Source organism: Gracilimonas sp. (assembly GCF_031581265.1).
In the GTDB taxonomy this organism is placed as follows: Bacteria; Bacteroidota; Rhodothermia; order Balneolales; family Balneolaceae; genus Gracilimonas.
Map to the genome: position 1 here is coordinate 23,429 of NZ_JAVLBQ010000016.1, position 13,293 is coordinate 36,721.

A 13,293-nucleotide genomic window follows, 5' to 3' on the forward strand; every position below is an offset into this window, starting at 1 on the left:
CATTAAAAAATGAATCAGGATTTAATCCATAGAACGCGTGTTGGTCTCAGAAATTTCTTTAAACATGGCATACTCTTCAGGGGAGGTATCAGCAAACAGATATTGTAAAGGATTAATAGGATTGCCATTGTAGTGGACTTCATAGTGAAGGTGGGGGCCTTCAGATAGACCTGAGTCACCGGTCATGGCTATTTGTTGACCTCGTTCTACACTTACTCCCTTCCTGATACCTTTAGCAAAACCGGAGAGGTGAGCATATAACGTTTCATATCCGAATCCGTGATCGACAATTACGACTTTACCAAGGGTACTTTTAGTCCCCGCGAATTTGACCGTTCCTGTACCGGTCGTTAACACCGGATCTCCAATATCTGCCCTGAAATCCAATCCATTATGCTGACGGGGATAACCGAGAATGGGGTGATCTCTCATACCGAAACCACTTAACAACACACCACCGGTAGGTTTGATGGCAGGGATGTGGCTTAATTTTTCTTTGTTCTCGTTATAATACTGTTTTACTTCTTCAAAGCTTAGTTGCTGAATACCTATTCTTCGTTCCAGGTTATCGATTTTTGAAGCAGTCCATTTCAAAAGTTCGGAGGTGGATTCAGAATACACATCAAATTCGGAGTAAGGATCCGTACCACCAACACCGGCTTGTCTTTCTTCGTACGATAATTTTTCCATCCCTAAAACAGATCGATACATTTCATTATCTCGCTCAGCAATTTCGGAAAGTTCTTCATCAAGTTCGCTAAGCGTTGACCTTGTGGTCTCTAATTGGCTGTAGAGTGCTTCATTTTCAGCTTTAAGGGCAAGTTCGGATGGAGTTCCAATGTAGCTTGATAGTAGTATAATACCTATTGAACTAAGTACCACGCCGGATAATATCCAGATGGATAGGTTATAGACGACTTGTTCAACCCGATTATATTCAATGGGGACGAACTCACAATTCTCCTCGTCGTAGTAATAGTGATTTTTTAAAGGCATAAAAAATGTTTGTTTCAAAACCTTCTAAAGATAGGGAGCTCAGTAATGCATTCAAAAAGTTGTTAAAAACTCTAATGATTGCCAATTACTCCATATCACCTTCAAAATATTCTATAGCCCTTTTTGGAGACATATCGCCTCCTTCGGCTTTTTCACCGATGCTTGACTTTATCCGCTGTTGAAATGCTTTAGCCGGATCATAACCGTAGTGTTTCAGTAAATAATTCATGGCAATAACTTCTGCAATTACAGTAATGTTTTTTCCGGGGGTGATGGGTAGATGTATTAGAGGAATATCAAGCCCTAATACGCTTACAGAGTCGTGATTTAAACCGGTCCTTTCAACTTCCTTGGTGTCTTCCCAAAGGGTAAGCTCCAAGACTACTTCCAATCGTTTTTGATATCGAATGGCACGAATACCAAACATAGACATTACGTCTATGATACCAAGCCCACGTATTTCCATGAAATGTTTGCTCATTTCCGTGGCCGATGACATCAATACATTATTTTTCTTGGTAAGCATCACTACATCATCGGCAACAAGGCGGTGGCCTCTTTCCACCAAATCAAGGGCAACTTCGCTTTTACCAATACCGGATTTACCGGCCACTAATATTCCAATGCCGTAGACATCCATCATAGAACCATGAACCATGGTTTGAATGGCAAATTGGTCCTCCATAAAATCACGGAGTAAATACATGAAACGAGTGGTTTCAAGGGGGGTAGAAAAAACAGGAATACCGGCCTCATTGGCTTCTTGTAAAAGGTATTTGGGTAATTCATTGTTATCTGTAAGGAAAATAACAGGAATATCAAATTGCGTGATGTTACGAAAAGCTTCCAGTTGTTTATCCTTTCCCATGTGGGTGAGAAACTGGGTTTCTGTATTTCCTATAACCTGAATGCGTTGATAAGTAAATAAATCGATATACCCGGCAAGAGCCAATCCCGGCCGGTGTAAATCTGCTTCTGAAATAAATTTCTCTGAACATTGGTTTTCAGCTATGCACGCCTCAATATTAATATTGACACGTTCACGCAATTTATCGACCAAATATTCGACCGAAATCTTTTCTTTTCGCGGAATTGGCTCTTGGGGTGTAAACGGCATAATTGCTAATTATTGGGTTGCGTGCATTTTGTCTTTGTATTTCTTCAGTTGTCTGCTGGCGGTTTCAACAGCATTATGAATGGCCTGTTCGTAAGATTTAGCCTCTTCCTTTACGGTAATAACTTTTCGGGGAACTTTAATAACTAATTCTGCCTGATGTGGATTTTCATCGGAGGGAGTAGGTTCCATTATGATATCGCACATTACTATTCGATCGTAAAATTGTTCCAGTTTATCGACGCTGTCTCTGCAGTGTTGTTGTAAATCTGCGCTTGCTTCAAAATGTCGTGCTGTGAATGTTACTTTCATTATACTACTCCTTAATTATAGTAAGTTATTATGATTTTGCTCTTGGATGTGCCTGCTCATACACATTTTTTAACCGATCGATGCTGGTATGTGTGTAAACTTGCGTTGCCGCTAAATTGGCGTGTCCAAGAAACTCTTTTATGATTCTAATATCGGCCCCATTGTCTAACATATGCGTAGCAAAACTATGCCGCAATACGTGGGGACTTTTTTGAGTGACTTCACTCGTTCGTTTTAAATACTTTTCAACCATTTTCCGTACCGCACGGTCATAAATACGTTGTCCGTGTGCGGCTAAAAATAAGGCATTTTGGGCATCTTCGTCTGTTCTGTCTCCAAATAATTCGGGCCTTTTATCCAAAAAATCAGAAAGAATGCGAACGACGGTTTTACCTAATGGAATAATCCGCTGTTTATTGCCTTTTCCTTTTACAATCACTTGATTTTGTTTCAGATCGATATCCTTAATGTTCAACCCTGTCAGTTCACTGAGTCTCATTCCCGTCCCGTAAAATAATTCGAGTATGGCTCGGTCCTGAAGCCCCCTTACAGTATCGGTATCAACAGCATCCATCATTCGTTCTATATCCTCGACTGTGGCTGTTTTGGGTAACGTCTTTTCCTTTTTGGGAACCACAAGCAGATGAGCGGGATTCTTTTGAATGTGTCCGCGTTTAAAGCAGTACTTAAAGAAAGATCGCAGTGCAGCTACTTTACGGGCTATTGTGGTTTTTGCCATTCCTTGATCCGAAAGTTCCCCCAGCCAAAGCCTGATCGTTAGCCGAGTAATCTTGTTTATATCTATCAGATCGGGGTTTACATCCTCCAGTTTTGCCGTAAATGTTAGGAAGCCCTCCAAATCGTTTCGATAGGAAATAATAGTATGCTTGGATGAATTTCGTTCAACACTGAGATATTTCAGGTATTTCTCTATCAGGTCTTTCATACAGTTTGAATATGACTATCAATACGGAAAAAAGAAAACAAATTATGGTGAAGGTCAGATGAATTTTGTGTCATACTTCTCGGCCTTTCCATTGTGCTTTTGACCCAGTAAAATGATCCCATAAACAGCGTATACCCAACACTTCATACCATATGATAGTTAACGGTTGTAAGAGGCTTACAAGAGGATTCCACCCAAATTTAAAATCAAGCAACCATCGTTGAAGAAAAATGATGGCTATGAGAGTCGCTGCAAAAATTTGTTGATCTTCATTTCCGGTTATTAAAATCCAAAACGGCATGATGTAGGCTATAACCTGTAGGACAGCCATAGAGGAAAAGAGAGGTACATTTCTGCCAAATCCAACGAAAAAGTTTTTTCTTAATCCTTCAAAGAGTTCGCGGTGAGATTGATACATCCGGCAGTTTACGGTATCCACACCGTCATACATAATAATTTTCTGGCCATTCTTTTTAATGGTTTTTGCTAATTCCACATCCTCAACTATTTGTTGTTTTACGGATTGGTGCCCTCCAATACGGTTATAGCAAGATCTGTTGAAAGCAATACACTGTCCACAAGCGGCTGCAAAATGGTGTCCCAGTTTTTTTTGTAATGATTTTGGGAGCCATTTGGGGTTTTGTTCTACGTATTTGGAAGGCAGTAAACTATACAATCCATAGTAGATCATTGGAATCACTAATTTTTCCCAGAAGGTGACTACTTTTTGTTTGGGCCAAACGGTTATGGCATCAGATTTTTGTAAAGCTGTTACGGTTTTTGACACTGCGTCTTCTTCTAACCATACATCAGCATCAATAAAAACTAAAAATTCTCCAGTTGCTTTTTCACTTAACTGATGGCATGCCCAGGGTTTTCCCAACCAATCGTCCGGTTTAGGTTTGCCTTGTACATGGTGTAGATTGTTAATAATACCTGATAGCTTACGCAAGATAGCGGTTGTATTATCTGTGGAATTGTCGTCTAATACTAAAACCTCAAAATTTGGATAATTCTGCTGAAGGGAGGAGGTAACGCATCTTTCTATAACAGCCTCTTCATTCCTGGCCGGAATACAAATACTTACTTGCGGAGTCTTAGATGATGATTCATATTGTTCAACATCGGCTAATGAACGAAATTCAAACCAATTACGTGTGAAAACGAAAATGGTAAACAAAATGTAAATTGAGGCTATATATAGTATGATGTCCATGAACGAAAGTTAGGAAACTGAACGTTGCCGTTCAGTAAGTGTATGCGTTAATAGAGGAGTTATGAATATTTCTACAGATTTGGATCAAATTTCACCGGTTTATGACAAGGCAAAGGCCGGGTATGAGTGGTGGTATTTTGATGGCATGAGTAACGATGGAGTGTATAGCTTCGTGATCATATTTTATCATGATAATCCATTCTCTACCAAAAAGATAAAAGAGTTACTAAAAGATGACAGAACATATAAAAACCATCCTGCCGTCAGTGTTTCTGTCTATGAGAACAATAAGCCGGTCTATTATAGTTTCCTGGAATTTGAAAGTAACGCATTTCATTGGGATAAAAATGACTTAAGGTTGACCATTGAAAACCTGTCTGTACAGTATTCGTTGTCAGAAGGTAAATTTGAGCTGGAATTGAATCTGGATCAAGAATTACCTTCGGGGCATCGAATAAAGGGAAACATAGCAGGGACAGGGAGCTTGCCCTCTGCACAGTTGATTGAATCAGATAGTGAAGATAATCACCTCTGGAACTTAATTCTGCCAGTGATGGACATTGAAGCAGATTTAAGTATGGATGGCAAGAGGGGAGAGAAGAGACTGAAATTTACAGGTAAGGGGTACCATGACCATAATATTGGAAATGAACCCATGAAAGAAAGTTTTAGGGATTGGTATTGGGGCAGATATCATTTTAGAGACTTTACGTTGGTGTATTACCTGATGCAAAAAAATACAGAACGAGAATTCAAGGCCTGGCTCATTGATTCAAATAATGAATCGATTTTAGAGAAATTTAATACAGCAGATCTCAGCTATTACTCCCGAAACTGGTTTGGACTAAATTCAGCCCGAAAAATTGACCTTACAAAGGGTGAAGTTATTGTAAACATTAACTGTAAGGATAAAATTGACGACGGCCCATTTTATCAACGTTTTATTGGTAATTCAGTAATTAAGTATAATGGCCAAGTTAATGCAGCCCATGGTATTTCGGAGTATATATTTCCTAAAAATATTTATAAAAGGCTATTTTGGCCACTGGTCCATATGAGATTAAGATACTTGAAAGAAGAGCCACACTGGGTACAAAAATCCCGTTTACTGTATCCCTGGACGTGGTAAAGCAGGTTGAACTTTAGAATTGCTTAGAAAATCCTTCATCAGAGAAGCCTGCTACCGATCGTGTTTCAGTTAGAATTTTATGCAAATCCTGTTTAAATAAATCAGTTAAATTACTTTTGCTCAATTGTTTATCATGATCAACTAACTGACCTATTGATAAATAAAGCTCCGGTTTACTGCTTCTTAGATTATGGGAGTAAATAGCAATAGGTACGAAGTCAACTTCTTCTGTTTTTTGATAAAGCCAGGCTAATCCTTGTTTGAATTCAGGCTCTTTTTCTGAGGCCGGAGTTATCTCTCCTTCAGGATATATAAAGAGACTTGCCCTTTTACGCTGCATCGATTTTAATGCATATCGCAAAGAAGCAACAGAGGCTTTGGGGTCTTCAAGATTAATTGAGAATGCCCCAATCTTGCTAAAGAAGGTGTACTGCTGCATCTGTTTATCTTCCATAAGTGCACGGGCGTTTTGATGGAAAATTTTTTGATTCAGGTATAAAGGGATTAATCCATCCCACCATAAATTGTGATTTAGGAAATACACTGTTTTAGCGTTGTTACCGGGCTGATAGGATTGCTTGACCCACAGGTGTTTGAACCGGCGCTTTAATGCCCATTTCGTGTAATGATCAAAAAACCAGATAAAGAATTTGGATTCGTCAGCAGGGATGATATTCAAAGCGCACCTTTTTTTTGGAGATAATAGGGGGTTGATGCTTATCTTTCAAACATGAAGAAGCAAATAGACAAATCTATCGTTCAAATCACAGATCCCCAAATAGAAAAATATGCCTTAGACATGACAACCAAAGAGTCTGAGGCTGTAACCAAATTGGTGCAATCTTCAGATGAAGCACTGGAATTTATAGATATGCTAAGTGGTAATATGGTTAGTCATTTGCTCAAAATGCTGGTTAAGATTAGCGGGGCTAAGCGGATTCTTGAGTTAGGAACTTTTACAGGATATTCTGCCCTGACGATGGCAGAAGCCTTGCCCAATGATGGTGAACTTGTGACAATTGAGATGAATATCCGCTACCAAGACTTAGCCGAAAAGCATTTTGCCAAATACGATAAAGAAAATAAGATTCAACTGATTAAGGGGGATGCCAAGGAGGTATTAGAGGATTTGGAGGGGGACTTTGACTTGGTGTTTATTGATGCTGACAAGGCCGGTTATGACTTTTATTATGAAAAGTCTCTATCAATGGTTAGGCAAGGTGGGATAATTGTGGTTGATAATGTACTTTGGGATGGAGCTGTTTTACACCCAAGAGATGATAAGGCTGGCGCTCTGCATAAATTCAATGAAAAAGTAGCTTATGATGACAGGGTAGAACAGGTGTTACTTACTGTACGGGATGGAGTTACTTTAATCAGAAAAAAATAATTTTTTCATTAATTTGTTAAACAATTAACAAATCAAACAAAAAAAACGAAGATATGAAAAAGCTTACAGTAACGCGTTTACCAATTAAAAATAAGCCTGGAGCAATCTTTTGAGTATAGTAACCTCGCAGCGTCCGAAGGTCCTGCGAGCGTTACTGGGACATGGCTGAAGTGCCTAACGCTGCGAGGACCTACGGACGCTCGCAGGTTCTCTGTACGATGTTTTCAACCGGTAAACGCGTTACAGTAATTACTCTTATTGGAATGATGGTTGCGTTTGGATGTACTCAGCTACCGGGTGATGGCAATAATATCACGGATAGTATTGAAGTTATTGGTTCAGGCCAATATTCGAATTTCTCTGAAGAAGGGGAGATTAAGCGTGTAATTAGTGCTAAAGCAGATTTTGCAGAGGAATGGAATAAGGTTCATGCCGGAACATCCCCAATTCCTGATCTGCCTAATGTAAATTTTAGCAATACGAAGTTGGCTTTGATAATGCTGGAATCTAAACCTTCAGGTGGATTTGATATTACAGACATTGAGGTTTATGAATCTGGCGATAAAATGGTGATCGCCTACTCTGAAATCGTACCTAGTGAAAAATGTGTTGTAACTATGGCAATAACCAGACCCTATATATTTGTGTCTTATCCTGATAATGGTCAGGATGTGGAGTTTCACAAAAAAGACGATATCGTAAAAAACTGCTCTGAGTAGTATTTAAAATCGCCTGAACCATTGTAGCATGGGCAGTGGAAAGGGGATGAGTTCTCCTTCAGCTGCGATACCGGCAAATCCAATTTGGAATGCTTTATCAGGACTGCTTTGTAAGCGTAAGCCCGGAATCAGTAAAGCGCCGCTATCATCATTTCCCGTTCCGGAAACTATAAAGGAATCAAATACAAAGCTGAATTTCTCGGTAATCTCTGTCATGCCGGCAACGGAAAACAGAGCTCTGCCGCCTGAATATCCTCCGCCCCAGGTCGTTCCGTATCCGGCTGAGAATGTCAAATTATTGGCTGCATCTCCATAGGAAAAAGTGGTGTAGGGCAGGGCGATTCCATATTCCGGAGAAGCCCAGGAGCCGGTTCCCAGTAAAGTTCCAACTCCTAAACTGGTTTTATCCCCCAACGACTTGCTGTATTTTAATGAACCGATGATGGGGCTTCCAAACCAACTTGTTACAACTCCAACACTGAAGTTGTTTTTCAATCCAAATTGAATATCCGGACCATAAATGCTCCATATGATGTAAGTTTCATTTTCTTTAAGGGATAATCCATTGGTGGATAAGAAGTATCGGGTAGAAAATATCTCTTGGTTTTTTGTATCATTATTTGATTCTGATTCAGATGCTTCTCTTATTTCCCTGATCTCGTGTTTTGGGATGATGAGTTCACCTAATTCTTCCGTCAAAATATGAACTTCTCTCGCATCCTGATAGGTGATTTTACCAATATACCTGGAGTTGTCATTTTTAATAACGATATAGGTTTTGGTGGTATCGGTTGGAACCGAATCTTGTGCAAACAACGTATTCATGGAGCTTGAGCCTGCAAATAAGGCGATTAGAAGTAAAACCTTTTGAATTATTTTCATCTTTTTAGTTTGGTTAAATTAATTACGAACTATGTTCAAAAGTTTGGAACTTGAAGCGAATATATGTCTCTTGATTAAAAGTAGCGCTCGCATTTGAATGTGAGAAATAATTTCATGATTAGAAATAGCCGTTAAAAATAATTACCAATGCCCAAAACACCTCTGAAGCTTTTAATTGTTGGAAAAGTATGGCCAGAGCCAAATTCATCTGCGGCAGGATCGAGGATGATGCAGCTCATAGAAGTGCTTAAGTTAATTACTGATTCAATTACGTTTGCAAGCGCAGCCACAGAAAACAACTATGGAGTGGATTTAGAGAAGTTTGGGGTGAAACCGGTATCTATAAAACTTAATGATTCTTCATTTGATCAATTTATTGCCAACTTAAACCCGGATGTAGTTCTTTTTGATCGTTTTATGACTGAAGAGCAGTTTGGCTGGAGAGTAGCTGAACATTGCCCTAAAGCTCTTAGAATTTTAGATACTGAGGATCTTCATTTTTTGCGCAAAGCTCGTCAAGAAGCATGGAAGAATAATAAAGGTTTTGAAGAAGCCGACCTGTACAATGATTTGGCAAAAAGAGAGATCGCAAGTATTCTCCGGTGCGATTTATCCTTAATCATTTCCAAGTACGAAATGAAGCTTTTGCAGGAGGTATTTAATGTTGACAAACAACTTCTATTGTATGTTCCTTTCCTGTTAGATAAAATTTCTTATAACACCATAAGCAATTGGAAGTCAATAGATAATAGAAAACACTTCATTTCTATTGGTAACTTCCTTCACGAGCCAAACTGGAACGCGGTTTTATATTTGAAGGAGGAAATATGGCCTTTGATCCGAAAGCAATTACCGGAAGCTGAGCTACATATTTACGGGGCTTATCCATCCCAAAAAGTAGAGCAATTACATAATGAGCAAGAGGGCTTTTTGGTGAAGGGAAGGGCTGAGAATGCTAAAGAAGTTGTCGGTAATGCCCGGGTACTGTTAGCACCATTGCGATTTGGGGCTGGCTTGAAAGGAAAGTTAGTTGAAGCAATGCAATGTGGTACGCCGAGTGTAACTACGGATATTGGGGCAGAGGGGATGCATAACGACTTACCCTGGCCCGGTGCAATAGAAAATGAAGCCACCGATTTTACAAAAGCAGCTATTGAGCTTTATAGGAATGATCGGAATTGGGAGGAATGTCAGAAGGCGGGAGTACGGATTATTAATGAATTGTATCGAAAAGATGATTTTGGGAGCGTGTTGACAGATCGGATACACAAATTAATTGAAAATATGGAAAAGCATAGGAGACAAAACTTTATAGGACAGATCTTACAGCACCATACGGTGGCAAGCACCAAATATATGAGCAAGTGGATCGAGGCGAAGAATGATCGCTGATTGCACTGATTCCGTTGATGATCAGTGAAATCCATACATCATTCGAATCTGCGATCAGTAGAGCTCATATTCCAATAACCTTGCATCAATAGTAGAATTATAGAATTCAATGCGCTGATTGGTTCTCAGGCCAATTTTTTTAGCCAAATCAAAATTACCGGTAAATACATAGCCCCACCATCCGGTTGCTTCCTGCTTGAAATAATCCCCAATTCCCTCATAGGTAGGTTCTAAATCCTTTTCATTTCCAATACGATCACCATAAGGAGGATTCAGCATAATAACTCCGGTATTATCAGAAGGAATTTCTGTTTCGCTGAAATCACACTTTTTCGTTTCAATGAGATGATCGAGTCCGGCTGTGCGAGCGTTTTTCCGTGTGGCACCAACGGCGCGAATATCATGATCGGTAGCAATAATTCTGCCTTCAAAATCTTTTGAGGATTTATTCTTTAAATCAGATCGTAAATCGTTCCAGCGCTCCTCATCAAACCCAAGTATATGCTTGATGCCATAATTTGGTCTTAGCAAGCCTGGAGCTTTATTAAGGGCCTGTAATGCCGCTTCAATCGCAATAGTCCCGCTGCCACACATGGGGTTGACAAAATGTTGCCCCGGTTTCCATTTGCTGGCTAAGATCAAAGCAGCTGCTAAGGTTTCTTGCATTGGGGCTGAACTGGTTTCTGTTCTGTAACCACGACGAGAAATGGATTCACCGGAAGTATCAAGATATATTTGAGCCCGATCGTTTTTCCAGAAAATAAATACCACCGTTTTATTCAGGTTTGGACCGGAATCTGGCCGACTCCCCGTTTTCTTCCGAATGCGATCAACGATGGCGTCTTTGGCTTTCATATTTGCAAACTGGGAGTTGCTGACCGTTTTATTTTTGATGAAAGAGGTAACACTAACGTACCCGTGTTTGTCAATATAATCCTCCCAGGGAATTTTCATGAGCTCGTTATAGAGCTGCTCGCCGTTTTTTGGTCTGCAATCTTTTAGCATGTAGTGAACCCGGTGGGCGGTTCTTAAGCTCAAATTCAGCATCATGCAGTCGTTGAGCGTCCCCTCGGTTTCAATACTGGCCAGTCGCTGTTTAATGATAGGAAAACCAAGATCGGTCAGTTCCTCCTTCAGGTAGGGAGTGATCCGCTTGGGGCTGGTTATGGAGATAGTGCTTTGTTGGGAAAAATTGGCCATGGAATTTTTTAAAAGTTTACTAAAGATTGTCATCCTTTTAGATGGTAGATAATTTGTCGACAAAAGTAGCTCTTATCAAGATCAAGTCCTCCCTTGCCTGTCCCGTACAAGCGTGTCGGGGAGGGAGGTGCCTGACTGAGCGGATGCGAAGTCTGGCGGAGGGTGTTGGTGCCAAGGGCAACATTACCTTTACGGTCTCATGTTCCTTAATAGCTCTAATTATGAGTTGTATTAGGCTGAACTATCTTTGGCGCCAACACCCCTCAAAATCAGTCAGGAACAACTGACTGATTTATCTCCCCTCAAGAGGAGACTTCATTTTTTACCAACATTTGTTAACAAATTATCTAACATCTACAGGGATGACAGACAGGGAATGAACTTAATTATATAAAAAATGGAGTCCCTCTTTCGAAAGACTCCATTATAAATTTGATCGATCGTGAATTAGTTTACAATATCAACCAATTCGATATCAAATGTCAGATCTTTACCAGCTAAAGGGTGGTTTGCATCAATCTTGATGTTCTCCTCTTCAACTTCTGTGATCTGAACCGGAACAGGTTGTCCGTTTGGTTGATTCAATTGCAGCTGCATTCCAACCTGAGGCTCAATGTCTTGAGGAAGCTGACTGCGTTCAATAGATAATTCCAGATCATCTCTTCTCTCGCCATATGCATCGGCAGATTCAATACTGGCTGTGGTTTTATCTCCAACTTCTAACCCAACAACAGCTTTTTCAAAACCTGGAATCAATTTTCCTTCTCCCAGTGTAATTTCAAGAGGATCTCTTTCTACAGAAGAATCAAAAACTGATCCGTCTTCTAATTTTCCTGTGTAGTGGACTTTTACGGTGTCACCGTCTTTTACTTTAGACAAAATAAATATTGTTTTAATTGTGAATATATTGTGCCTGCAAAGATACAGAATATTTTACACTTATGAGGATTGTAAAAGCCTATGACCATGATTAAGGATAACAAAGACATTCAACAAACTTTAGAAAAGGCTGAGACGGTTGCAATGATTGGCTGTTCACCAAACATACATCGGACGAGTAACTATGCAGCAAGATTTTTACAGGAGAGGGGATATCGGGTTATTCCTGTAAATCCGGAAGTCAATGAGATTTACGGAGAAAAAAGCTACGATCAGTTGACTGACATTCCCTCCGATATACAAATTGATATCGTCAACGTGTTCAGAAACTCAAAATACACAGCAGATGCTGTTAGGGATACTTCAAAATGGAAAAAGCAGACCGGTCAAAATCCCGTGATCTGGACTCAGCTTGATGTCTCTTCTACCGAAGCTGAGAAAATTGCAGTGGAGCACGAACTTCATTACATCAAGAACAAATGCATCATGGTAGAATGGGACAGAAATTTTAAATGAGTAATGCTAAATGTTAAATGACTGCCATTTAACATTTAGCATTTAAAACTTAACATTAAAAATTACCTCACTTCATATTAACAAACTGCAGCGGCACGCCCATATCTTTACCTTTTAAGTGCTGTATAACAGATTGCAAATCGTCAATCTTCTTACCTACCACCCGAACCTGATCATCCTGTATTTGAGGCTGAACTTTAACCTTAAGATTCTTGATCTCCTTAACGATCTTCTTCGCTGTTTCTCGGTCAATACCTTCCTTCAGCATGACATCCATTTTTAAATGCCCCTGTGATGTTCCTTGTGGTTCTTTGAAATCCAATACTTTGGAGCTGATTCCCCGTTTAATGAAATTTCTGATCAGCATATCTTTCACAGCTTGTAGCTTCATGCTTTCGGCTGCCACGAGATGAATACGGTTTTCTTTATTATGGAATTCGACTTCGGTATGAAGTCCGCGAAAATCATAGCGGGTATTAATTTCCTTCAGGGTATTGTTGATAGCGTTGTCAACTTCCTGTGCATCTACTTTGTTTACAATATCAAAAGAGGCCATATTGGGTATTCATATTTAATGATTAAAAAGTAAGTTAGCTGATTAG

At 39.7% G+C, this 13,293-nt stretch carries 15 protein-coding genes; 5 read left to right on the forward strand and 10 right to left on the reverse strand.

What is annotated here, in order from left to right; all coding sequences use genetic code 11:
* Positions 1-21: 21 nt before the first annotated feature.
* From RI561_RS07405 to RI561_RS07425, 5 genes are all read right to left on the reverse strand, one after another.
* Positions 22-996, reverse strand: a complete 975-nt coding sequence (locus RI561_RS07405) for a M23 family metallopeptidase (protein ID WP_395079597.1) — start codon at positions 994-996, stop codon at positions 22-24.
* A gap of 85 nt (positions 997-1,081) precedes the next feature.
* Complete coding sequence (gene hprK / locus RI561_RS07410; protein WP_395079598.1) at positions 1,082-2,113, reverse strand: HPr(Ser) kinase/phosphatase; 1,032 nt, start codon at positions 2,111-2,113, stop codon at positions 1,082-1,084.
* 9 nt (positions 2,114-2,122) lie between these two features.
* Positions 2,123-2,422, reverse strand: a complete 300-nt coding sequence (hpf, locus tag RI561_RS07415) for a ribosome hibernation-promoting factor, HPF/YfiA family (RefSeq protein ID WP_395079599.1) — start codon at positions 2,420-2,422, stop codon at positions 2,123-2,125.
* A 28-nt stretch (positions 2,423-2,450) separates the two neighbouring features.
* The gene (gene xerC / locus RI561_RS07420; protein ID WP_395079600.1) at positions 2,451-3,368 is read right to left on the reverse strand and encodes a tyrosine recombinase XerC; all 918 of its coding nucleotides are present in this window, start codon (positions 3,366-3,368) and stop codon (positions 2,451-2,453) included.
* A 70-nt stretch (positions 3,369-3,438) separates the two neighbouring features.
* The gene (locus tag RI561_RS07425) at positions 3,439-4,584 is read right to left on the reverse strand and encodes a glycosyltransferase (RefSeq protein ID WP_395079601.1); all 1,146 of its coding nucleotides are present in this window, start codon (positions 4,582-4,584) and stop codon (positions 3,439-3,441) included.
* 61 nt (positions 4,585-4,645) lie between these two features.
* On the opposite strand from RI561_RS07425, the gene RI561_RS07430 reads away from it, so the two are divergent.
* The gene (locus RI561_RS07430) at positions 4,646-5,713 is read left to right on the forward strand and encodes a hypothetical protein (protein WP_395079602.1); all 1,068 of its coding nucleotides are present in this window, start codon (positions 4,646-4,648) and stop codon (positions 5,711-5,713) included.
* Positions 5,714-5,726: 13 nt separating this feature from the next.
* Here RI561_RS07430 and RI561_RS07435 read toward each other — a convergent pair whose 3' ends face one another.
* Positions 5,727-6,392, reverse strand: coding sequence for a lysophospholipid acyltransferase family protein (locus tag RI561_RS07435; protein ID WP_395079603.1), 666 nt, complete (start codon positions 6,390-6,392; stop codon positions 5,727-5,729).
* 51 nt (positions 6,393-6,443) lie between these two features.
* On the opposite strand from RI561_RS07435, the gene RI561_RS07440 reads away from it, so the two are divergent.
* Positions 6,444-7,103, forward strand: coding sequence for an O-methyltransferase (locus tag RI561_RS07440; protein ID WP_395079604.1), 660 nt, complete (start codon positions 6,444-6,446; stop codon positions 7,101-7,103).
* Positions 7,104-7,264: 161 nt separating this feature from the next.
* Positions 7,265-7,822: a protease complex subunit PrcB family protein gene (locus tag RI561_RS07445; protein ID WP_395079605.1), complete on the forward strand. Its 558-nt coding sequence runs from the start codon at positions 7,265-7,267 to the stop codon at positions 7,820-7,822.
* 3 nt (positions 7,823-7,825) lie between these two features.
* Here the strand turns inward: RI561_RS07445 and RI561_RS07450 are convergent, their stop codons facing one another.
* On the reverse strand, positions 7,826-8,704 hold the full coding sequence (locus RI561_RS07450) for a hypothetical protein (protein ID WP_395079606.1): 879 nt from the start codon (positions 8,702-8,704) through the stop codon (positions 7,826-7,828).
* A 147-nt stretch (positions 8,705-8,851) separates the two neighbouring features.
* Between RI561_RS07450 and RI561_RS07455 the strand changes: the two genes are divergently transcribed.
* Positions 8,852-10,096, forward strand: coding sequence for a glycosyltransferase (locus RI561_RS07455; RefSeq protein ID WP_395079607.1), 1,245 nt, complete (start codon positions 8,852-8,854; stop codon positions 10,094-10,096).
* A gap of 54 nt (positions 10,097-10,150) precedes the next feature.
* Here the strand turns inward: RI561_RS07455 and RI561_RS07460 are convergent, their stop codons facing one another.
* Both RI561_RS07460 and RI561_RS07465 read right to left on the reverse strand, forming a co-directional pair.
* Positions 10,151-11,296, reverse strand: coding sequence for a class I SAM-dependent RNA methyltransferase (locus tag RI561_RS07460; protein WP_395079608.1), 1,146 nt, complete (start codon positions 11,294-11,296; stop codon positions 10,151-10,153).
* A 447-nt stretch (positions 11,297-11,743) separates the two neighbouring features.
* The gene (locus RI561_RS07465) at positions 11,744-12,175 is read right to left on the reverse strand and encodes a peptidylprolyl isomerase (RefSeq protein ID WP_395079609.1); all 432 of its coding nucleotides are present in this window, start codon (positions 12,173-12,175) and stop codon (positions 11,744-11,746) included.
* A gap of 87 nt (positions 12,176-12,262) precedes the next feature.
* Between RI561_RS07465 and RI561_RS07470 the strand changes: the two genes are divergently transcribed.
* Positions 12,263-12,691: a CoA-binding protein gene (locus RI561_RS07470; protein WP_395079610.1), complete on the forward strand. Its 429-nt coding sequence runs from the start codon at positions 12,263-12,265 to the stop codon at positions 12,689-12,691.
* A gap of 67 nt (positions 12,692-12,758) precedes the next feature.
* Here the strand turns inward: RI561_RS07470 and RI561_RS07475 are convergent, their stop codons facing one another.
* Positions 12,759-13,247, reverse strand: a complete 489-nt coding sequence (locus RI561_RS07475; RefSeq protein WP_395079611.1) for a YajQ family cyclic di-GMP-binding protein — start codon at positions 13,245-13,247, stop codon at positions 12,759-12,761.
* Positions 13,248-13,293: the final 46 nt, after the last annotated feature.